The sequence below is a fragment of the Anaerostipes sp. AF04-45 genome, from assembly GCF_003461725.1.
In the GTDB taxonomy this organism is placed as follows: domain Bacteria; phylum Bacillota; class Clostridia; order Lachnospirales; family Lachnospiraceae; genus Anaerostipes; species Anaerostipes caccae.
The window spans coordinates 83,485-106,007 of record NZ_QTXQ01000006.1 but is presented as its reverse complement, the minus strand read 5'-3'; the positions used below and the strand labels follow the sequence as shown (position 1 = coordinate 106,007).

The following is a 22,523-nucleotide window of genomic DNA, read 5'->3' as shown; positions in this document are numbered from 1 at the left end:
GGTGAAGACTTTTGGGGTATTAGACCATTTAGAACCAAAAAAAGTATTTAAATATTTTGAAATCCTGACAAAGATTCCTCATGGCTCTTACAACTGTAAGGCCGTGAGTGATTTCTGCGTGGACTTTGCCAAAAAGAGAGGCCTTTTTGTGATTCAGGACGATCACTATAACGTGATCATCAAAAAGGAGGCCTCTCCTTCTTGTGCCCATAAACCTGCCCTGATCCTTCAGGGACATCTGGATATGGTATGCCAGAAGGACCAGGGCAGTCCGGTGGATTTTACAAAAGACGCGCTGGAGCTTCAGATCGACGGGGACTTTGTCTCTGCCAAGGGAACGACGCTGGGAGGAGACGACGGTATCGCGGTGGCCTACTGCCTGGCGCTCCTGGATGATGATTCGATTCTGCACCCTCCTCTGGAAGTGGTGTTTACCACAGAGGAAGAGGTGGGCATGGAGGGAGCTACAGCCCTCGACACATCGGTCCTTGAGGGAAAGTACCTTTTGAATATTGACTCGGAAGAAGAAGGAATCCTGCTGGCGGGATGTGCCGGGGGAACGACAGTCAAGGTTTCTCTCACGCTTAAATATAAAGAGATGCAGGGAAGCCTGTGCAGAGTCTCCATTACCGGTCTTTTAGGCGGGCATTCGGGAACCGAGATCGATAAAAACCGTGCGAATGCCCATATTCTGATGGGGCGGCTGCTCTGCTGCGTAAAGGGGATTCATATAAGCCGAATCTATGGGGCTTTGGAGCAGAAAGACAATGCCATTCCCAACGAGTGTTATGCAGAATTGATCTGTGAGGACAGAGAAGCGATAGAAGAGGCGGCGGCAAAGCTGCTTCAGAACTTTAAAGAGCAGGTTCAGGGTACAGATGACGGCATGGAAGTGAGACTGGAATTCTCTGAAATGGAAAAGAGGGACTGCCTGACTCAGGATGCGCAGGATGCAGTGCTTTATTTTCTTAACCATACTCCAAACGGCATTCACACGATGAGCCGGGATATCGAAGGTCTGGTGGAAAGTTCATTAAACCTGGGGATTCTTAAGATGGACGGAGAAGAAATCTCATTTTCTTTCGGTGTGCGCAGTTCGGCGCCTTTTTATAAAGAGGAGCTGGCAGGCTGCCTTGAGTCTCTGGCCCGGAAGCTTAACGGCAGTTATGAGCGGGTCAACGATTACCCTGCATGGGAATACAAGAAGGATTCGGTTTTAAGAGACGTATTTTTGAAGGCTTACCGGCAGATGTACGGAAAGGAAATGAAAGTGGAGATGATTCACGCAGGACTGGAGTGCGGCATTTTTGCATCCAGAATCGAGGGACTGGATATCGTGTCTTTCGGACCGGATATCTTTGATATTCACACGACTGGTGAGAGGCTTTCTGTTCCTTCCGTTAAAAGGACATGGGAACTGCTGTTAAAGATCATCGAAGAGTTTCCGTAAAAGCCAGAATCTATTACACGGCTGAAATTGAAAATGAACAATTTAGATAAAGGAGTAGACCAATGAGTGAAAATGTATACGATATTTTGCAGGAAAGAGGATTTATCGCTCAGACGACCCACGAGGAACTGCGCGATCTGCTTGGAAAGGAAAAAGTAACGTTCTATATCGGGTTTGACGCTACCGCAGACAGCCTTACCGCAGGACATTTCCTCACGGTCATGGCCATGATGCATATGCAGAGAGCGGGGCACAGACCGATTGCCCTTTTAGGGGGCGGAACGACGATGATCGGAGACCCTTCCGGCAAGTCTGACATGCGCAATATCATGACAAAAGAAACCATTGAACACAATGCCATGCGTTTTAAGGAGCAGCTGTCCCGGTTCATCTCATTCGACAATGACAAAGCAATCCTTGAGAACAACGCTGACTGGCTTTTAGATTTAAATTATGTAGACTTTTTAAGAGAGATCGGAGTCCATTTTTCTGTCAACAAGATGCTGACAGCTGAGTGCTACAAACAGCGCATGGAGAAGGGACTTACGTTTTTTGAATTCAACTATATGCTCATGCAGGCATATGATTTCTTAGAGTTGAACCGCAGATACGGTTGTACTCTGGAAATGGGCGGAAACGACCAGTGGAGCAATATTCTTGCGGGTGCGGATCTGATCCGCCGCAAGGAGCAGAAAAATGCGTTTGGGCTGACACTTACCCTGCTTACCAGAAGCGACGGCGTGAAGATGGGCAAAACTATGTCGGGAGCCGTCTGGCTGGACCCTGAAAAGACTTCTCCATATGAGTTTTATCAATACTGGAGAAATATCGAAGATGTGAAGGTAGAAGAGTGCCTCGGACTCTTAACGTTCCTTCCGATGGAAGAAGTGAGAAGACTTGGAGCGCTTCAGGATGCCGAGATCAATAAGGCAAAAGAAGTGCTGGCATATGAAGTGACAAAGATCGTTCATGGTGAAGAAGAGGCGAAGAAGGCACAGGCCGGAGCAAAAGCCTTGTTTGTACAGGGTGCGGCCAGTGAGGATGCGCCAGTGCATGAGTATTCCAAGGCACAGCTTGAGGAGGGACTTGATATCCTGACTCTGCTGGTAGATACGAAACTCTGTTCTACAAGATCTGATGCCAGAAGGACTGTGACCCAGGGCGGTGTATCCGTCAACGGGGAGAAAGTGACAGACTTTAAACAGGTGTTTACTTCGGCAGATTTTGACGACAAAGAACGTCTGCTCCTGAAAAAGGGAAAGAAGAAGTTCTGCCAGGTCAAAGAAGGAAATTAAAGAGAAGATTTGGAACAGGACATACAGCTGTCCTGTTCCTTTTGCTATTCTAAGGATAATGACAGGAGGTGAAGATATGGCTTCAAGCGTTGAATTCGCAGAATATGTATGCGGTCAGGCAGAGGGTGCCGGAGAGGTTTCTTACAGAAAAATGTTTGGAGAGTACGGTATTTATCTGGACGGAAAATTTATAGGTGTCGTCTGTGACAACCAATTTTTTGTCAAGATCACAAAGGCCGGAGAAGAAATCCTGCCTGAGTGTCCGAAAGAACCGCCCTATGACGGGGCAAAACCCTATTTTCTCATAGAAGAGCTGGAAGACCGGGAGCTGCTCTGCCGTTTTCTGAGAGCTTCTTTTGAAGAACTTCCGGTGCCGAAACCAAAGAAAAGATAATCAGCAGACAGCCGCTTCCACATGAAAGAGGAAGCGGCTGTCTGAGGGTTAATGGAAATTTTTTTGGATTTCATTGAGAGCTTTTTGTGTATAAGGGTCTCTCTGGTCGATGTGCTGAATGACGGACTTGATCTTTTCTGCATCCCTGGAGCCTGCTGTTTTAGAAAGGGACAGGACAAACAGCAGCAGGATGATAGAAAAAATCGTGCGAAGCTTCAGAAAAGACCAGTAGCTGGCGCTCTCTTCCGGTTCTGTGTGAAACGGATCGGAATGGGAGGCATATTTTTGATTTAATTTCAGTTTTTCCTGCTCCATGCGAAGCCTTGTTAAATCTGTCATCTCATCATCTCCTTTGTTCATTATATGAGGCATGTATGTTTCTATGACACAAAAAGTTCAAAGATTTTATAATTTCTTTATGTTTTCCATCAAACGAAAATGCTATAATGTTATCTATGACATTTTCCACATGATTTCCGTTCGGCTCTTAGAATGCCTCACTCCAATCATGTGGAAAATGGACGTAATATCTGCTGGAGCAGGCTGCTTAGAGGTGCATTTGAATGTTAAGAAAGGTGAGATGATGAGAGATAAGATTCAGAATTTTTTAAGAGGGCGTTACGGCACAGATTCTCTTTCAAAATTTTTGCTGATTTTGGCTTTGGCGGGGATGTTTCTTCCTATTTTTATAAAGAAGGCGTTTGTGTTTTATTATGCGGGACTTCTTTTGCTGATCTATTCCTATTTCAGGATTTTTTCCAGGAATATTGCGAAGAGATCGGCTGAAAATGCGGCATTCCTCAGGAAGACCAGCAAGATTACCGGGTTTTTCAGGAAGAAGAAGCTTCATTTTGAACAGCGGAAAACGAACAAGTTTTTCCGGTGTCCGGGCTGCGGTCAGGATATCAGAGTGCCGAAGGGTAAGGGGAATATCGTGATCACCTGTCCGAAATGCCGGAAAGAATTCCAGGCGAGATCGTAAAAGGAGGTTTGCATGTTTGGATATTTGATTGTCAATAAGCCTGAGATGAAGATCAAAGATTATGAACGGTACCGTGCCTATTACTGCGGACTGTGCCGGAGGCTCTATAAGCATTACGGAAAGAAAGGCCAGCTGACACTGAGCTTTGACATGACGTTTCTTACCATTTTATTAAACGGGCTTTATGAGCCGAAGCTTCATTCCGGCAAGCATTTCTGCGGACTCCATCCAGCAAAGAGGCAGAAGGTTATGTGCAATCAGCTGAGTGACTATGCGGCGGATATGGGAATTCTTCTTACTTATTATAATCTGCTGGATGACTGGCAGGACGAGAAGAAGCTTAAAAGTCTTCTGCTGGCGGATAGCCTCAGGAAATCATGTATGGAGATCACTCGGAGATATCCGAGACAGAGCCGGGCTGTCAGAGATTATATAAAGAAGCTTTCAGTCTGTGAGAAGGAAAACACGGATCAGCTGGATCGTGTGGCAGGCCTCACGGGAACGATGCTCGGAGAGATTTTTGTCTTCCGGGAGGATGAGTGGTCTGATGATCTGAGAACGATGGGATTCTTTCTTGGAAAGTTCATTTATCTGATGGATGCCTACGAAGATTTATCCGATGATCTGAAGAATGGACGGTACAATCCATGGAGTTTATATGCGGAGGGCAAAGAGTTTGATCAGAGAGCAGAGACGGTCCTGACCATGATGATGACGGAGTGTGCCGCTGTGTTTGAACGACTGCCGATCTTGAAGGATATTGAAATTCTCAGGAATATCATTTATTCTGGAGTATGGACGAAATTTGAGATCGCAAAGAACAGAAGAAAAGGCAGTGAGGAAGAATGAGATGGATGAAGCATATACAATCTTAGGCGTATCCCAGGATGCGACCGATGAGGAAATAAAAAAAGCATACCGGAGGCTGAGCAAGAAATATCATCCGGATGCTAACTTAAATCAGCCGGAATACGCAGAGCGGAAATTTAAAGAAATCCAGGAGGCCTATAAAAAGATCATGGACTTCAGAAAGTACGGAGCGTCCGGCGGAAACCCATATGGAAATCCATATCAGGGAGGACAGTCCTCCTACGGGGGATACGGCAATGCCGGAACCGGTTCGGCAGAGATGACGGCCGCCTATAATTATCTGCGGGCAGGTCATTACCGGGAGGCTCTTCAGGTGCTCGGAAGTATATCCGAGAGAAATGCACAGTGGTTTTATTTCAGCGCTGTGGCAAACATGGGCATCGGCAACAACGTAACCGCGCTGGAACATGCGCAGACAGCTGTGCAGATGGACCCTTCCAACATGGAATACCAGATGCTTTTAAAGCAGATTCAGCAGAGCGGAAGCTGGTATCAGAACATGGGCTCCGGATATGGAAGAAGTACGATGGGAAGCAGCTGCTGCATGCAGCTTATTATGCTGAATTGTTTTATCAATTTCTGCTGCAGGCCTTGTTAACAACGGAACATAAACAGGAGGACTTATGGGTAAGATCATAGGGATTGATTTAGGGACGACCAACAGCTGTACTGCCGTGATGGAAGGCGGAAAAGCCGTTGTCATACATAATGCAGAAGGTTCAAGGACGACGCCGTCGGTCATGGCTTTGACCAAAAACGGAGAAAGACTGATCGGAGATGCGGCCAAAAGGCAGTCTGCGGCGAACCCGGAACGGACAGTGTCATCTATTAAACGGCATATGGGGACGGATTACAGGGTGAAGATCGACGGAAAGAAATATCTCCCACAGGAGATTTCCGCCCAGATCCTGATGAAGTTAAAGCAGGATGCCGAGAGCTATCTGGGTATGGAAGTGACGGAGGCAGTGATCACCGTGCCTGCATATTTTAATGACGCCCAGAGACAGGCTACCAAGGATGCGGGAAGGATCGCAGGTCTTGAGGTAAAGCGCATCATAAATGAACCTACCGCTGCGGCGCTGGCCTACGGTCTGGATAACGGGACGGAGCAAAAGATCATGGTCTATGACCTGGGAGGCGGTACTTTCGATGTGTCGGTCATTCAGATCGAAGACGGCGTGATCGAGGTGCTGGCAACTTCAGGAAACAATCACCTGGGAGGTGATGATTTTGATGAGGCAGTGGCAGCGTATCTGGTGGAAACTTTTAAGAAGACAGATGGAATTGATTTGAAAAAAGATGTCCAGGCAATGCAGCGGATCATGGAAGCCGCAGAGAAAGCTAAGATCGAACTTTCCAGCATGTCTGAGACAAATATCAACCTGCCGTTCATCGTCGTGGACCGGGGTGAGACACACCACATGGACATTCAGCTTACGAGGACAAAGTTTGATGAGCTGACTTACAGCCTTGTATCAAAAACCGAAGAACCGGTCAGAAACGCGCTGAAGGATGCGGGACTGTCCGCAGGAGAAATCAACAGGGTGCTGATGGTGGGAGGATCTACAAGAATTCCGTCCGTACAGCGGAAGGTGGCAGAGATCACCGGAAAGCGCCCGGACCAGTCTTTAAATCCCGATGAGTGTGTCGCGCTGGGGGCCGCCATCCAGGGAGGGAAACTGGCAGGAGAGGCCGGAACCAATGAAGTGCTGCTCATGGACGTAACCCCGCTTTCCCTGTCTATAGAGACAATGGGAGGAATGGCTACAAGGATTATTGAGCGCAACTCGACAATTCCGACCCGTCACAGCCAGATCTTTACTACAGGCGCTAATTTCCAGACAGCCGTGGATATCAAGGTTCTCCAGGGAGAGCGGATGATGGCCAATGAAAACAAGGTCATCGGCAATTTCCGGCTCAAGGGGATCAAACGGGCCGTGAGAGGGGTGCCTCAGATTGAAGTGACTTTCGATATCGATGTCAATGGTATCCTGAAGGTATCGGCAAAAGACCTGGGGACCGGAAAGGAACAGAGCGTTGTGATCACCTCAAGTTCCAATATGTCGGAGGAAGAGATCGAACAGGCAATCCGGAATGCAAAAGAAAATGCAGCATTTGATGAGGAACACAAAGAAGCGGTTCAGTCCTATCATGAGGCGGAAGAGACACTTGTCAGGGCGGAACAGTATCTTGCAGAGCACAAGAAAGAGATCGAAAAAGAAAAGAAGAAAGCCATCAAAGATGCAGCGGCAGATTTAAAAAAAGCGCTCAAACGTGTGAAGCTTGAAAAGATTACGAGGGAACAGGCCGGTGAACTGAACAGAGCGAAAGAAGAACTGCTTTCAGTTTTGCCGTAAGATGAAAAAATCAGAATAAAGATTGGATATAGTAGGAACCATGTTCAGAAAAACAGGTTCCTACTATATTTTATTTGGAAAGCCAGGAGACAATTTTAAAAAAAATAATAGGAGGGGTTGACAATGAAATTTAAAAGTGATAACTTATGTTATAGATATTAGCACTCGTTTAAGATGAGTGCTAATAATGAAAGGAAAGATACCATGGATTTAAATGATCGTAAAAGACTAATACTAAAAGCGATTATAGCAAATTATCTGGAGACCGGGGAACCCGTTGGTTCCAGGACGATTTCCAAGATGGAGGGACTGAACTTAAGTTCCGCAACGATCCGCAATGAAATGGCGGACCTTGAGGATCTGGGATTCATTCTGCAGCCGCACACGTCGGCCGGGCGGATACCTTCGGATCTGGGATATCGTTTTTATGTGGACCAGCTGATGCAGGATCGGGAGTCGGACGAAGAAGAACGGCTGGAGCTTGTCAAGAAAGTTGACAAGATGGAAGTGATGCTGAAGCAGGTTGCCAATGTCCTGGCGTCCAGTACGAATTATGCGACGATGGTATCTGCCCCTCAGTACAAAAATACAAAGCTCAAGTTTGTGCAGCTTTCCCAGGTGGATGAGTACAGTCTGCTGGCGGTTATCGTGGCAGACGGCAATGTCGTAAAAAACCAGATCATGGACGTGGAAAAACCACTGGCAAATGACGAAGTCCTGAAACTGAACGTATTATTAAACTCCTTTCTCCAGGGGCTGACTCTGAAGGAAATCAACCTGGAGCTGATCCAGACGATGAAGGATCAGGCCGGAATCCACAGCCAGATACTGGAAAAGATTTTGGAGGAGATCGCAGTCGTTATCCACAATGCGGACCAGCTGGAGATTTATACGGGAGGTGCTTCCAATATCTTAAAGTATCCCGAGCTTGGCTCGCCGGAGACAGCTACCGAGCTTTTAGATGCTTTAGTGGAAAAGAAGGCACTGAACAAGCTGGTGGGCGACACATTGGAAAGTGATGACCACCACGGAATTCAGGTTTACATCGGAGATGAGGCGCCGGTGAAGAACATGAGGGACTGCAGCATTGTGACAGCCACTTATGAACTGGAGGAAGGCGGAACCGGAACAATCGGGATTATTGGTCCGAAACGGATGGATTACAAGAGGGTTGTGAAGACACTCCAGAATCTGACGGATGAGATCAACGATCTGTTCAAGAAAAAACCATAGGAGGGAAGGTGCATTATGGGAGAAGAGAAAAAAGTTCAGGAAGAAGAAATGAAAGAAAATACAGCCACAGAAGAAAAAGAGACCCAAAAAACAAAAGAGGCTAAGAAGACAGACAAGAAGGCATCGAAAAAGCAGAAAGCGGATGATCTGATAAAGGAAAAAGACCAGCAGATCGGTGAGCTGACCGATAAGTATCAGCGTCTCATGGCAGAGTTTGAGAATGTTAGAAAGCGGACGGCCAAAGAGTTTGTCCAGAGATATGACATGGGAGCCATGGGAGTTTTAGAAAAGCTTCTGCCGGTAGTCGACAACTTTGAGAGGGGACTTCAGGCCGTGGCAGAGGAAGAAAAAGATTCTCCATTTGTTCAGGGCATCGAACAGATTTATAAGCAGCTTATGGGAACTCTCGATGAACTGGGAGTAAAGGCCATGGATGCCGAGGGCAAAGAGTTCGACGCCAATCTCCACAATGCGGTGATGCACGTGGAAGACGAAGAAGCCGGAGAAAATGTAGTGGTCGAAGAGCTTCAAAAAGGATATATGTATAAAGAAAGCGTACTTCGGCACAGTATGGTAAAAGTAGCGAACTAAATGTAAGACACTTGAGGAAATCAAGCGAAAGCATTGGAAATATAGAAAGATTTATTTTAGGAGGAAATTTATCATGGGTAAAATTATTGGTATTGACTTAGGAACAACAAACAGCTGTGTAGCAGTTATGGAAGGCGGAAAGCCAACCGTTATCACAAATGCAGAAGGTGTGAGAACAACTCCGTCCGTTGTGGCATTCACGAAAACAGATGAGCGTATCGTCGGAGAACCTGCAAAACGTCAGGCTGTTACGAATGCAGAGAAGACAATTTCTTCTATCAAACGCCACATGGGAACTGATTATAAAGTAAAAATTGACGACAAGAATTATACACCGCAGGAAATTTCAGCAATGGTGCTTCAGAAATTGAAAGCAGATGCAGAAAACTATCTCGGAGAAAAAGTAACAGAGGCTGTCATCACAGTACCGGCTTACTTTAACGATGCTCAGAGACAGGCAACAAAAGATGCGGGTAAGATTGCAGGACTCGATGTAAAACGTATCATCAACGAGCCTACAGCAGCAGCTTTATCTTACGGACTGGACAATGAGAATGAACAGAAGATCATGGTTTATGATCTTGGAGGAGGTACCTTCGATGTATCCATCATCGAGATCGGAGACGGTGTCATCGAAGTTCTCTCAACAGCCGGTGACAATAAACTGGGCGGAGATGATTTCGACAATGTGATCACAAACTACATGTTAGACGAGTTCAAAAAACAGGAAGGCGTTGACTTATCCGGAGACAAGATGGCAATGCAGAGACTGAAAGAAGCTGCCGAGAAAGCGAAAAAAGAACTTTCTTCTGCGACAACAACCAACATCAACCTTCCGTTTATCACAGCGACAAATGAAGGACCAAAACATTTTGATATGAACCTTACAAGAGCAAAGTTTGATGAACTGACCTTATCTCTTGTAGAGAGAACAGCAACTCCTGTTAACACAGCGTTAAAAGACGCAGGAATTGCGGCATCAGAACTGAGCAAGGTTCTCCTTGTAGGAGGTTCCACAAGAATTCCTGCCGTACAGGATAAAGTAAAACAGCTCACAGGCAAAGAACCATTTAAGGGAATCAACCCGGACGAATGTGTTGCCATCGGTGCTTCCATCCAGGGCGGTAAATTAGCCGGAGACGCAGGAGCAGGCGATATCCTTCTTCTGGACGTAACACCATTGTCCTTATCTATCGAGACGATGGGAGGCGTGGCAACCAGACTGATCGAGAGAAATACAACGATTCCTACAAAGAAGAGCCAGATCTTCTCTACAGCGGAAGACAACCAGACAGCCGTAGATATCAATGTAGTACAGGGTGAGCGCCAGTTTGCAAAAGATAACAAATCACTGGGAAGATTCCGTCTGGACGGCATCGCACCTGCGAGAAGAGGCGTGCCTCAGATCGAAGTAACCTTTGATATCGATGCCAATGGTATCGTAAAAGTATCTGCCAAAGACCTTGGAACAGGTGCAGAACAGCATATCACGATCACAGGCGGTTCCAACATGTCCGACGAAGATATCGATAAGGCAGTAAAAGAAGCGGCAGAATTTGAAAATCAGGATAAGAAGAGAAAAGAAGCGATCGATACAAGAAACGAAGCTGATTCTATGGTATTCCAGACAGAAAAAGCCCTGGAAGAAGCAGGAGACAAGGTAGACGCAACAGAGAAAGTGAAAGTGGAAGAAGACCTGAAAGCATTGAAAGACTTGTTGGAGCAGACAAAAGACGCTGAACTTACAGAAGCTCAGGTAGAAGACATTAAGAATAAAAAAGATCAGCTCATGAACAGTGCTCAGGGATTGTTCACCAAGATGTATGAAGCTGCCGCAGCCAATGCCCAGGGAGCTCAGGAGACTGCAGGAGATACTGCCGGAGCAGCAGGTGCAGCAGACGATGTCGTAGATGGAGATTACAAAGAAGTATAAGGGAAAAAGAAGGTAGACGATTATGGCAGATAAACGAGATTACTATGAAGTGCTGGGGGTATCCCGCAGTGCTTCAGAATCAGAAATAAAGAAAGCCTACCGTAAACTTGCGAAACAGTATCATCCAGATACGAACCCGGGAGACAAAGTGGCCGAGGCAAAGTTTAAAGAAGCTTCCGAGGCTTATGAAGTTTTAAGTGATCCTGAAAAGAAAGCGCAGTATGACCAGTTTGGTCATGCTGCCTTTGAACAGGGCGGACCCGGAGGATTCAACGGAGGAGGGTTTGGCGGTTTTGATTTCGGCGGAGATATGGGAGATATTTTCGGAGATATCTTCGGCGGTATGTTCGGCGGCGGAGGCAGAAGCCAGCGCGCGGCCAATACGCCGACCCAGGGTGCCCACGTGCGTGCAAGGATACATGTGACCTTTGAGGAAGCGGTTTTTGGAACAACCAAAAAGCTGGAAATTTCTCTGAAAGAGGAGTGTGCTTCCTGTCACGGAAGCGGTGCCAAAGCCGGCACCCATCCGGAGACATGTCCGAAGTGCGGCGGTAAAGGCCAGGTAGTATATACCCAGCAGTCTATGTTCGGAACGGTGAGAAATGTCCAGACATGTCCGGACTGCCAGGGAACCGGTCAGGTGATCAAGGAAAAATGTCCGGACTGCCACGGAAGCGGCTATGTGAGCCAGAGAAAAACGATCGAGGTCACTGTGCCGGCCGGCATCAACAACGGACAGAGTATCAGAATCCGCGGAAAAGGAGAGCCCGGAACAAACGGAGGACCGAGGGGAGATCTCCTCGTGGTTGTTTCCGTGGACCGGCATCCGAAATTCCAGAGACAGGAATACGATATTATATCCACGGAGCCGATCTCCTTTACCCAGGCAGCACTTGGCGCGACGATCAAGATCAATACGGTAGACGGTCCTTATGACTATACGATCAAGGCAGGAACCCAGACAGACACCCGTGTGCGCCTGAAAGGCAAGGGTGTGCCAACCTTACGGAACAAGAATGTCCGGGGCGACCACTATGTGACCCTTGTTGTCCAGGTGCCGGAGCATCTGAACGAAGAGCAGAAGAATGCCCTTAAAAAGTTCCAGGAATCCATGGGGGAAGTGCCGAAGAAAGAAGAACATAAAGGATTTTTCGGGAAACATAAAAAATAAAGAGACAGGATTATGATGAAGAATATAACATCATAGTCCTGTTTTTTCTAAGGAGGAGGCCGATAAAACAGTTGAGAACATGATAAAGCTGTGTCCGAACGTACTTTTGAGCGTCATTGTGAAAGGAAAAGTTCCCGATGTGAATCAAAGTGTGAAATTTAAAAGAATAAATCTCATTATAAATATCTTGTGTTGTCTGTTGTGATATGCTCTCAACCGGGTAAACAAGTTGTTTTTCACTTGTCTGCCTGGAAGGGAGCATTTTATTGAAGTGGGATTGTCTGCCTAATTCTTATGACAGTGGCTGTTCATATTTTTACAAAAGATGTTCCAGGCTATGTGCAATTCCGTCTTCATTGTTGGTCAGAGTGATTTCATCGGCTGCCTCTTTCAGGGCATCACAGGCATTTCCCATGGCAACGCCCCGACCGGAAAATCTGATCATCTCCAGGTCGTTTTCTGCGTCCCCAAAGGCGATGACTTCTTCGGGAGAGATGTGGAGAAGTTCACATGTACGGCGCAGGCCCTCTGCTTTATTGAGACCCTTTGGCATGGCTTCGATGTAAAAAGGGGCGGTCCTTACGAAGACCAGATCATCTTCAAATGGTTTGCTGACTTCTGGGAGTATGTCCCAAAGTTCTTCCGGCCGTACGGACATTAAAATCTTTACCAGGTCAAAATCGAGACAGTTCGTTAATGATGGGACTTCCATACATTCCATTTGATTGTTCCAACATTCGTGCTGAACTTTATATCCATTTTTATTTGTCACATAAAAACGTTCTCCGTCGTCTATGATCGGGGTGACCGGATAATGTTTCAGATGTTTTAAAACTTCTATGGCCAGACCGCGGGGAAACATCTGCTGGTGAAGAATCTCTTTATCTTCGGCCCGCAGAATTTTACCTCCATTATAGGCGATCAGGATTCCATGGTGTTTTTCCAGTTCCAGTGTTTTCATATCTTTATAGAGTCCCGGCACCGGGCGTGCGGAGCAGAGAGCTATGATAAGTCCCTGCTGCTGTGCTCTGAGAAGGGCATCCCGGGTTTTCGGGGTGATTGTTTTTTCATCGGTGTTTAAGGTACCATCTAAATCCAGGGCGATTAGTTTATATTTCATCTGATGCAGTGTCCTTTCTGTATAGAAAAAGTTATTAAATACACATGTTAATTATAGCATTAAGGAAGTATGTCTGCATATATGGATAATAAATTCTTATATTGTGATAACAAACTATAATTATTTATAATTATAGTACGGCAGTATAATGAGAGTAATGAAACATGAAAATTTTTAGGCAGAACACCGGAATAAGAAATGGAGGGACAAGAAGATGGAATATTCACTTGACATTGCCCAGGCTGACCGGGTCTTGGAGGCACTGAGAAAAGACTACCGTGTCTATGCTCCGAAGCGTTTTCCGAAACAGGGGCGTTATTCTGACACGGATATCATACGCTATGATGAGGTGAAAAATTTTGAAGAGATTGTCTGGAAGGAAAAGTCCGACTATCCTGTGAAGGAGGTTGTCATGCCCATTCAGCAGACACTCTTTTATTACACGGAGGATGAGTATAAACCGAGCAGAAATCCGGCAAAATCTGTTTTGATCTTTGCCAGGCCGTGCGACATCAATGCACAGCATATACAGGATGAAATATATGCGGGCAACGGGGGATATACGGATTTTTACTATGAGCGGATGCGCAGCCTTGTAACATTTGCCATGATGGAATGTAATGGCGGGGACGACGCCTGCTTCTGTGTTTCTATGGGGAGCAATGAGACAGAGGACTATGCCCTGGCAGTCCGGTTTCGGGAAGACGGAGCCGATGTCCGGGTCGAAGATGCTTCGTTCAATACATATTTTAACGATATGCCGAAAGGCAGCTACACACCTGCTTTTGTGAAGGAAAATGAGCTGAAAGTAACTCTGCCGGATCTGTCTGACAAACAGGTGCGGATGGAATTAAAAAAGCATCCCATGTGGAGAGAGTTTGACAAGAGGTGTATCTCCTGCGGCAGCTGTACGGTAGCCTGTTCCACATGTACCTGCTTTTCCACAAGAGATCTGAGTTACGGAGATAACCCGGAGGCCGGAGAGCGGCGCAGAGTCACCGCGTCCTGCCAGATCGAAGGATTTGACCAGATGGCGGGACAGAGGGAATTCAGAAACAATGCAGGCGACAGGATGCGCTATAAGATTCTTCATAAATTTCATGATTATAAGGCCCGATTTGGAAAACGCCATATGTGTGTCGGGTGCGGCAGGTGCGCCCACCGCTGTCCGGAATTGATATCAATTTCAGCGACAGTCTCCAAAGTAAACGATGCGGTAAACGAGATCAAAGCCGAGATGGCACAGCAGGGGAGGTAAGAGTATGGAAAATTTTGTTCAGCCCAAGCCATGTACGATTCTGAATGTGAAGCGGGAAAGCGAACACGAGTGGACCTTCCGGGTTGCCTCCGAAGCCAAACCGGACCACGGACAGTTCATGCAGCTTTCTATTCCTAAAATAGGGGAGGCACCGATTTCAGTTTCCGCCCAGGGAGATGGCTGGCTGGAATTTACGATTCGCTCTGTGGGCAGGGTGACCAACTGTATCTTCAGCAAAGAGAAAGGGGATACCCTGTTCCTGCGGGGCCCATATGGAAAAGGATGGCCGTCTGAAGAATTCAGGGGAAAACATCTGGTGGTTATCACTGGAGGAACAGGTCTGGCTCCGGTCCGTTCTCTCCTTCATAAATGTGCCGGGGAAAAGGATTTTGTGAAAGATGTACATTTGATCTCTGGTTTTAAAGATGAAGCCGGGATCGTCTTTCACAGAGAATTGAAAGAGTGGAAAGAAAAATTTCATACGGTATATGCTCTTGATAATGATGAAAAAGAGGGGTGGAGGACCGGTATGGTCACTGCGTTCGTAAAAGAAATCCCATTTGGCAGTTTCGGGGATGATTATGCGGTTGTTGTCGTAGGGCCTCCTCCGATGATGAAGTTTACAGGACTGGAACTGTTAAACTGCGGTGCGGACCCGGAAAAAATATGGATGAGTTTTGAGAGAAAGATGTCCTGTGCCATCGGAAAGTGCGGCCACTGCCGCATCGATGAAGTCTATGTCTGCCTGGACGGACCGGTATTCCCTTACACAACGGCCAGAGATCTAGTGGATTAAGGAAGGAGTGTGCAGCAATGAATCATGATATCAATGTGGGCAAAGTACGGCTGAATTGTTTCCGCCAGTCCAAAGAACCGGGGGTGTTTATGCTCCAGATGAGAGTTCCCGGAGGAACGGTAGATGCAAAATATCTCTCTTATGTGGAACACATTTCCCGGACCTGGGGTGACGGCAACTTCCATTTCGGAACACGTCAGACCTTTGACATTCCAGGAATTAAATATGAAAATATTCCGGCAGTCAATGCCTATTTGGAACAGTATATCAAAGAGGTGGACGGAACTCTCTGCAACGCCGATATGGATACGGTGGCCCATGAGCCGGAGCCGTGGGACCCCAAGGCGGGTTATCCGACCATCGGGGCCAGAAATATCACCGCCTGTATCGGAAATTACCACTGTGTCTGCGGCAATTCCAATACGTTTGAACTGGCAAGGAAGATCGAACCGATCATCTTCCCAAGTCATTACCATATCAAGATCAATATATCCGGCTGCCCCAATGACTGCAATAAAGCTCATATGTGTGATTTCGGCATCATTGGAACTGCAAGGATGACGTACCATCCGGAGCGGTGTATCGGCTGCGGAGCCTGTGTAAAGGCATGTGAACAGAGAGCCACACGGGTGTTAAGCAAAAATGAAGAGACACAGAAGATAGAAAAAGACGCATGCTGCTGTGTGGGGTGCGGAGAATGTGTGAGGGCCTGTCCGGCCAGCGAATGGACCAGACAGCCGGCGAAGTTTTACCGGGTGATCCTGGGAGGAAGAACAGGACGTCAGACTCCGAGAGCCGGAAAGATGTTTCTTAACTGGGCCGCGGAAGAAGTGATTTTAGGGGTCTTGGGCAACTGGCAGAAGTTTTCTGCATGGGTCATGGATTATAAGCCGGAGTACCTGCACGGAGGCCATCTGATCGACCGGGCCGGTTATAAGAAGTTTAAGGAAATCATGCTGGAAGGTGTGAAACTGAATCCGGAATGTCTGGTGGCCGAGGATATTTTTTGGAGCGAGACGGAATATCGGTCAAATTTCAATGTGAAGCCGGTTTCCATGCATCATACGGCAGGTCCCCAGGCAGAATAGCCGGGTGTTGTTTAACTTCTCATGTTCACATGTTATGATAAAACAAAAAGACTGAGGAGGGACTGCCATGAAGCTGAAACAAATTATATCAATTTTTATCATGTTATCTTGTGTTTTTCTTGTTGGAGGATGCGCCGGGAAGACAGAGGTGCCGGAAGTGAGACAGGAAAAAGCGGCAGAGAAAACAGGGAAAGACACAATGATTTATGTGGTCAGGCACGGGAAGACTATGCTGAATGAAGCAAAGCGCGCCCAGGGATGGGCTGACGCTCCTTTGACTGATGAAGGAGTGAAGGTGACAAAAAAGCTGGCCCACGGGTTTAAAAAGAGGGGGATCGAGTTTGACTATGCTTATTCCAGTGATCTGGGCAGGACCCGGCAGACAACGGGTATTATTCTGAAGGGATTGGGTCAGTCTGAACTTCCCCTGAGAGAACAACAAGGGCTCAGAGAGGTCTGCTTCGGAACCTATGAAGGTGAGAAATTTTCCAAAATGATGGAGGATGTCTCCAGAAATCTTGGGTATGAAAACCTGAAACAATTTAAGCAATCCGGAACTTATCATATCAGGAAAAGGATAGACGGCGTAAAAAGTCTGGATAAAACCGGATATGCGGAAAGTTTTAAGGCTGTTAAGGCACGGATGCAAAAGTCGCTCAGAAGCATTGCAGAGGATACAGAGAAAAAGGGTGGGGGAAACGTCCTGGTTGTCTCTCATGGAATGGCGATTATAACGATGCTTTCTGACATGACAGAGCAAAAAGTACCCGGACATCTTGAAAATTCCAGTGTCACTAAAATTATATATAAGGACGGGAAATTTCATGTTCAAAGTATTGGGGATACAGCCTATTTGGAACAGTAAATTCAGATAGGCAAAAATAGTCGAGAGTTTTTCTTTTGATCCATCTATAATGACAGATGTAAAGGAGGTGAAAGGTATGAGGGAACAGATTCTGGCAGTTCAGCGCATGCAGGAATTCATAGAAGAACATCTGGCAGAAAACATCACGCTGGCCGACCTGGCGAGAGTATCTTTGTATTCTCCGTGGTATTCTTACCGGCTGTTTACACGGCATGCGGGAGCGACACCTGCTGATTATATCCGGCGGCTCCGTCTGTCTAAATCAGCGTTGAAGCTGAGAGACAGTGCCTGTAAAATAGCGGACGTGGCTTTCGAGATGGGATTTGACAGTGTGGATGGGTATCAGCGCGCGTTTCAGCGTGAATTCGGATGCAATCCCCGTGAATATGCCATGAACCCTGTACCGTTATATCTTTTTACCCCGTATGGCGTAAAATTCAGGGAGATCGAAAGGAGACCAATTATGGAAAACTTGAGAAATGTATTCATTCAAGTGATGGAGAAGCCGGAACGAAAGGTGATCATTAAGAGGGGAAAAGAAGCCTCAGACTATTTCGCATATTGTGAGGAAGTAGGATGCGACGTATGGGGACTTTTATTAAGTGTCAAATCGATCAGCGGAGAGCCTGTGTGCCTCTGGCTGCCGCCTGCCTGCCGGAAACCGGATACATCAGAATATGTTCAGGGTGTGGAGGTATCCAAAGATTATGACGGTGAGGTGCCGGAAGGCTTTGATGTGATCGAACTGCCTGCTGCCAAGTATTTGATGTTCCAGAGTGAACCATTTGAAGAAGAAAACTACTGTCAGGCCATCGAAGAAGTGTGGGATGCTATGAAAAAATATGACCCATCTGTTATCGGCTGTCAGTGGGATGAAAGCAATCCAAGAATTCAGCTGGAGCCGATTGGGACAAGAGGCTATATAGAATTGGCTGCAATTAAATAAGGAATCATACAATAAGCCCTGGCAGTTGACCAGGGCTTTAAAAATGTCTGTATAGATTGATGGAAAGCTCTGTTCTTGACAGAATGGAAGAATTTGTTACAATTAAAGCTACTACTTATTAATATGTGTTATCATGACTGGAGAGGTTTCTATGGAATTATACCTGCTGCTCTGTGCTGTTGTTTTGCTGCTCTGTATCTTTTCTAATAAGATTTCGGATAAAATCGGGGTGCCAAGCCTCCTGATTTTTATGTTCCTGGGTATGGTGTTCGGATCTGAGGGCATCTTTAAAATTGAATTCAGTGATTTTCAGGCGGCAGAAAATATATGTACCGCTGCGCTGATCTTTATCATGTTTTACGGAGGATATTCCACAAACTGGGAACGTGCAAAACCTGCTGCCGGGAGAGCGGCAGTACTTTCTACCTTAGGTGTTGCCATGACGGCGGCATTGGTAGGTGCCTTCTGCCATTTCATCTTAAAGCTGTCTCTGCCGGAAAGCTTTTTGATCGGTTCTGTGGTCAGCTGCACGGATGCGGCCTCTGTCTTTTCCATCTTCCGTTCTAAAAATCTGAATCTGGAAGGAAATCTGGCTCCTCTCCTCGAAATCGAGAGCGGAAGCAACGATCCGTTTTCTTATATGCTCACGGTGATCGCACTGACTGTGATGAAAGGGGGAGAACTGGATTTTATCTGGAAAATGGTTTTCCTACAGCTGGCAGTGGGTGCTGGCGTTGGCGCGGCAGTGGGGATTGCCGGACCAAAGATTATCCGAAAGTTTAAGTTTTGCACCGATGGATTTGATGCGGTTTTTGTACTGGCAGCGGCTCTGATCTCGTATGCTCTGGCTGGAATTATGGGAGGTAATGGATTTCTGTCGGTTTACCTGACCGGGATCCTTATGGGAAATGCGAAGACGAAAAACAAGGCCAATGTTGTCCGCTTTTTTGACAATGTAACCATTCTTGCCCAGATAGCAACATTTTTTCTCATTGGACTGCTCTCCTATCCGTCTCAGATGGTTTCTTCACTTCCGGCGACCCTTGTGATTATTCTGTTTCTCACACTGGCAGCAAGGCCCGTGATGGTTTTTATATTGACGGGAAGATATCTGAAATTTCGTGAAAAGATATTTGTCTCATTTGCAGGATTAAGAGGGGCGTCGTCTATTGTGTTTGCAATCTTTGCCTCAGCCGGCGGAGTATATATGCAGAGCAATGTGTTTCACATTGTTTTTGGCCTGGCACTGATTTCAGTGGCTGTGCAGGGGACCTTTCTTCCATGGGCGGCCCGGAGGCTTGATTTGATCGATGAAGAAAATGACGTGAGGAAAACATTTAACGATTATCAGGAAGAGTCGGCCATGACACTGATGCAGCTTCACATCTCACCCGGACACCGCTGGGAGAATCAGAAGCTTAAGGATGTCACCCTGCCGGAGGGATCTCTTGCTATGGTAATCCGGAGGGAGGATGACATCATCATTCCAAAGGGAGATACAGTGATGATGGCCGGGGATGATATCGCGGTGAATGTTCCGTCATTTGAAGCTGCAAATGAGATTTCTCTCAAGGAAATCACGATTGAGGAAGATCATCCATGGAGAGATAAAAAAATTAAAGAGCTGGATCTAAAGGAGCATATCCTCGTGGCGATGATCAGAAGAAAAGATCAGGACATCATTCCAAACGGGGAGACGAAGATTTACAAAGATGACATACTGGTGATTTACGACGAATAGGAGATAGAAAATGGAAACATATGAAGGTGTAATTTTTGACTTTAACGGGACACTGTTTTTTGATGATGATAAGCATGTGCTGGCATGGGGAGAGATTTCCAGACTGCTGCGGGGAAGAGATATCACGGATGAAGAACTGCACACGAAGCTGAACGGAACTCCGAACATTATGAATATCCAGTATATGATGGACGGGAAAGCAACAGAGGAGGAACAAGACAGATATTCTCAGCTGAAAGAAGAATACTACCGGAGATTCTGCAGAGAGGATCAGGAACATTTACATCTGGTGTCAGGCGCAGAAAGATATTTTGACTATTTAAAACAGCATAAAATACCTTTTACGATCGCCAGTGCCTCCATCAAAGAAAATATAGATTTCTTTATCGAATCTTTCCGGCTGGACCGCTGGTTTGAGCCGTCTGAGATCATCTATGACGATGGGACTTATGAAAACAAAATCGCCATGTTTCAAGAGGCGGCGGATCTTATCGGAGTGGATATGGGGCGAATCCGCATCTATGAAGATTCCCTGTCAGGGATCAGAAGTGCATATGAGGCGGGGTGCAGGGATATCGCGGTGATTTGTCCAAAGGAAAAAGAGGAAGAGCTAAGAAAGTATCCCGGAGTTACAAAAACCATGCGCGACTTCTTGTTCTGAGCCTGTTTCTGTGATACACTAATTAACTGGTATAGTGAAACGGATAAGAAGTTTAAAGGAGCAGATTTCATGGGATGGAACAGAATTACGATCCGTACAGTCACCTCGGCAGAGGATATGATCAGTTATGAACTTACGGAACTTGGAGCAGCAGGTGTGGAAGTGGAAGATCATGTGCCGCTCTCCAAGGAAGAAATTGACGAGATGTTTATAGAAGTCCTTCCGGACCATGAGGAGCCGGATGACGGAAAAGCAGTTTTGCACTGTTATTTTGATGAGTCGGAAAATCTTGAGGATGTGACTATAAAGATCCAGACAATGCTCGGCCGGCTGAAAAGTTTTATGGACATCGGAGAAGGCAGAATAGAATATGGATTTACCAAAGAAGAAGACTGGATCAACAACTGGAAGAAGTTTTTTAAACCGATAAGGCTGGATGATACGATTGTGATTAAACCTACATGGGAGACGCTGACCGAACACAAAGACGGGGATGTGGTCATTGAGATCGATCCCGGAACTGCATTCGGCACAGGGTCCCATGAGACGACCAGACTTTGCATTGAAGGGCTGAAAGAGGAGATCCATCCGGAAACGGTTATGCTGGATGTGGGCTGCGGCAGCGGGATTTTATCCATCATTGCCCTGAAGCTGGGAGCAAAAAAGACCGTGATGACAGATATTGATCCCAGGGCGGTAAAAGCAGCCGAAGAAAATATGGACGTCAACCATCTGAGCCGGGAACAGTATGAAACCCATTTTGGAAATGTATTGGAAGACGAGGAGTTTGCCCGCTCACTGGGAGAAAAGAAATACAATATTGTGGCAGCCAATATTCTTGCTGACGTAATCCTGCCCCTCACTTCGATTGTAGATTTATTCTTAAAAGAGGACGGTGCTTTTGTGATTTCCGGAATCATTGAAACAAAAGAGCAGGAGGTGCTCTCACAGCTTAAAAAGTATGGATTTTTCGCTGAAAAGACCCGGCGGATGAAGGAATGGGTGTCCATCACTGCAAGGAGAAGAAGAAAATAATGTATCGTTTTTTTATAGAAGAGTGTCAGGTGGACGGAGCGTATATCTGGGTGGAAGGTGATGACGTAAATCATATACGGAATGTTCTCAGGATGAAAGCAGGGGAACGGGTTCTGCTCTGCAGCGAAAGCGGCATGGAGTATGAATCTGAACTGGTTTCTCTTGAAGGGGATAAGATTCAGGCAAGGATTTTGGACATTCATGGTGCCGAATCTGAACTGAAAACAAGGATCGTGCTGTTTCAGGGGCTTCCCAAAGGAGATAAGATGGACCTGGTTATCCAGAAAGCCATAGAGCTTGGAGCCAGTGAGATTGTGCCGGTAAAAATGAAGCGGTGTGTGGTGAAGCTGGATGAGAAAAAAGCAAGAAAAAAGACAGAACGGTGGAATGCGGTGGCTTTAAGTGCGGCAAAACAGTCCAAAAGGGGCATGATACCGCGAGTAAGCCGAGTTTACAGTTTTCATGAGGCAGCAGAAATGGCCCGGGGACTTTCCATGGTTCTCGTCCCGTATGAAGCGGCAGAGGGAATGGAATATTCCAGACAGTTGGTAAAAGAAGTGAAAGGCAGGGAATCTGTGGGCATTTTTATCGGCCCCGAGGGCGGATTTGAGCCGGCAGAGATAGAAGAACTGCGGGAATCAGGAGGACAGATCTTAAGTCTCGGAAAGAGGATTTTACGGACGGAAACGGCAGGCATGGCCATGCTGTCGGTTTTAATGTTTGAATTGGAGGAGTGA

The 22,523-nt window shown here is 46.5% G+C and carries 22 protein-coding genes; 20 read left to right on the top strand and 2 right to left on the bottom strand.

Annotation, left to right across the window (positions count from 1 at the left end; translation table 11 throughout):
* Position 1: 1 nt before the first annotated feature.
* From DWV34_RS10600 to DWV34_RS10590, 3 genes are all read left to right on the top strand, one after another.
* Positions 2-1,450: an aminoacyl-histidine dipeptidase gene (locus tag DWV34_RS10600; RefSeq protein ID WP_009289873.1), complete on the top strand. Its 1,449-nt coding sequence runs from the start codon at positions 2-4 to the stop codon at positions 1,448-1,450.
* A gap of 62 nt (positions 1,451-1,512) precedes the next feature.
* Complete coding sequence (gene tyrS, locus DWV34_RS10595; protein WP_006567293.1) at positions 1,513-2,745, top strand: tyrosine--tRNA ligase; 1,233 nt, start codon at positions 1,513-1,515, stop codon at positions 2,743-2,745.
* A gap of 76 nt (positions 2,746-2,821) precedes the next feature.
* Positions 2,822-3,139: a TfoX/Sxy family protein gene (locus DWV34_RS10590; RefSeq protein WP_022261409.1), complete on the top strand. Its 318-nt coding sequence runs from the start codon at positions 2,822-2,824 to the stop codon at positions 3,137-3,139.
* A 48-nt stretch (positions 3,140-3,187) separates the two neighbouring features.
* Here DWV34_RS10590 and DWV34_RS10585 read toward each other — a convergent pair whose 3' ends face one another.
* Positions 3,188-3,478, bottom strand: coding sequence for a hypothetical protein (locus tag DWV34_RS10585; protein WP_022261410.1), 291 nt, complete (start codon positions 3,476-3,478; stop codon positions 3,188-3,190).
* A 214-nt stretch (positions 3,479-3,692) separates the two neighbouring features.
* Between DWV34_RS10585 and DWV34_RS10580 the strand changes: the two genes are divergently transcribed.
* The 8 genes from DWV34_RS10580 to dnaJ all read left to right on the top strand — a co-directional run bounded on the left by DWV34_RS10580 (position 3,693) and on the right by dnaJ (position 12,276).
* Positions 3,693-4,121: a hypothetical protein gene (locus tag DWV34_RS10580; RefSeq protein ID WP_009289871.1), complete on the top strand. Its 429-nt coding sequence runs from the start codon at positions 3,693-3,695 to the stop codon at positions 4,119-4,121.
* 12 nt (positions 4,122-4,133) lie between these two features.
* The gene (locus DWV34_RS10575; RefSeq protein ID WP_006567288.1) at positions 4,134-4,970 is read left to right on the top strand and encodes a DUF5685 family protein; all 837 of its coding nucleotides are present in this window, start codon (positions 4,134-4,136) and stop codon (positions 4,968-4,970) included.
* Between the two features lies 1 nt (position 4,971).
* Entirely contained in the window at positions 4,972-5,589 is a 618-nt protein-coding gene (locus tag DWV34_RS17875; protein WP_022261411.1) for a J domain-containing protein, read from the top strand.
* Positions 5,590-5,614: 25 nt separating this feature from the next.
* Positions 5,615-7,348, top strand: a complete 1,734-nt coding sequence (gene dnaK / locus DWV34_RS10565; RefSeq protein WP_022261412.1) for a molecular chaperone DnaK — start codon at positions 5,615-5,617, stop codon at positions 7,346-7,348.
* 204 nt (positions 7,349-7,552) lie between these two features.
* Entirely contained in the window at positions 7,553-8,581 is a 1,029-nt protein-coding gene (gene hrcA / locus DWV34_RS10560) for a heat-inducible transcriptional repressor HrcA (RefSeq protein ID WP_009289868.1), read from the top strand.
* A 15-nt stretch (positions 8,582-8,596) separates the two neighbouring features.
* Positions 8,597-9,172 (top strand): nucleotide exchange factor GrpE, encoded by a 576-nt coding sequence (gene grpE, locus DWV34_RS10555; protein ID WP_009289867.1) that lies wholly within the window; start codon positions 8,597-8,599, stop codon positions 9,170-9,172.
* Positions 9,173-9,245: 73 nt separating this feature from the next.
* A complete protein-coding gene (dnaK, locus tag DWV34_RS10550; RefSeq protein ID WP_006567283.1) occupies positions 9,246-11,105 on the top strand; it encodes a molecular chaperone DnaK in 1,860 nt (619 codons plus the stop codon).
* Between the two features lie 22 nt (positions 11,106-11,127).
* Positions 11,128-12,276 carry a molecular chaperone DnaJ gene (gene dnaJ / locus DWV34_RS10545; RefSeq protein WP_006567282.1) on the top strand — a complete coding sequence of 383 codons (1,149 nt, stop codon included), beginning with the start codon at positions 11,128-11,130 and terminating at the stop codon, positions 12,274-12,276.
* Between the two features lie 316 nt (positions 12,277-12,592).
* Here the strand turns inward: dnaJ and DWV34_RS10540 are convergent, their stop codons facing one another.
* Positions 12,593-13,396, bottom strand: a complete 804-nt coding sequence (locus tag DWV34_RS10540; protein ID WP_009289866.1) for a Cof-type HAD-IIB family hydrolase — start codon at positions 13,394-13,396, stop codon at positions 12,593-12,595.
* 214 nt (positions 13,397-13,610) lie between these two features.
* On the opposite strand from DWV34_RS10540, the gene asrA reads away from it, so the two are divergent.
* The 9 genes from asrA to DWV34_RS10495 all read left to right on the top strand — a co-directional run bounded on the left by asrA (position 13,611) and on the right by DWV34_RS10495 (position 22,523).
* Entirely contained in the window at positions 13,611-14,654 is a 1,044-nt protein-coding gene (gene asrA / locus DWV34_RS10535; protein ID WP_009289865.1) for an anaerobic sulfite reductase subunit AsrA, read from the top strand.
* A gap of 4 nt (positions 14,655-14,658) precedes the next feature.
* Positions 14,659-15,450, top strand: a complete 792-nt coding sequence (asrB, locus tag DWV34_RS10530) for an anaerobic sulfite reductase subunit AsrB (RefSeq protein ID WP_006567278.1) — start codon at positions 14,659-14,661, stop codon at positions 15,448-15,450.
* Positions 15,451-15,467: 17 nt separating this feature from the next.
* Positions 15,468-16,538, top strand: coding sequence for a sulfite reductase subunit C (gene asrC, locus DWV34_RS10525; protein ID WP_118476208.1), 1,071 nt, complete (start codon positions 15,468-15,470; stop codon positions 16,536-16,538).
* 67 nt (positions 16,539-16,605) lie between these two features.
* Positions 16,606-17,403 (top strand): histidine phosphatase family protein, encoded by a 798-nt coding sequence (locus DWV34_RS10520; RefSeq protein ID WP_022261464.1) that lies wholly within the window; start codon positions 16,606-16,608, stop codon positions 17,401-17,403.
* A 49-nt stretch (positions 17,404-17,452) separates the two neighbouring features.
* Positions 17,453-18,349, top strand: a complete 897-nt coding sequence (locus DWV34_RS10515) for an AraC family transcriptional regulator (RefSeq protein ID WP_009289862.1) — start codon at positions 17,453-17,455, stop codon at positions 18,347-18,349.
* Positions 18,350-18,500: 151 nt separating this feature from the next.
* A complete protein-coding gene (locus DWV34_RS10510; RefSeq protein ID WP_022261466.1) occupies positions 18,501-20,090 on the top strand; it encodes a potassium/proton antiporter in 1,590 nt (529 codons plus the stop codon).
* Positions 20,091-20,100: 10 nt separating this feature from the next.
* A complete protein-coding gene (locus DWV34_RS10505) occupies positions 20,101-20,751 on the top strand; it encodes an HAD family hydrolase (RefSeq protein WP_009289860.1) in 651 nt (216 codons plus the stop codon).
* A gap of 69 nt (positions 20,752-20,820) precedes the next feature.
* Positions 20,821-21,786 carry a 50S ribosomal protein L11 methyltransferase gene (gene prmA / locus DWV34_RS10500; RefSeq protein WP_009289859.1) on the top strand — a complete coding sequence of 322 codons (966 nt, stop codon included), beginning with the start codon at positions 20,821-20,823 and terminating at the stop codon, positions 21,784-21,786.
* The gene (locus tag DWV34_RS10495; protein WP_006567271.1) at positions 21,786-22,523 is read left to right on the top strand and encodes a 16S rRNA (uracil(1498)-N(3))-methyltransferase; all 738 of its coding nucleotides are present in this window, start codon (positions 21,786-21,788) and stop codon (positions 22,521-22,523) included. The genes prmA and DWV34_RS10495 overlap by 1 nt, the downstream gene beginning before the upstream one ends.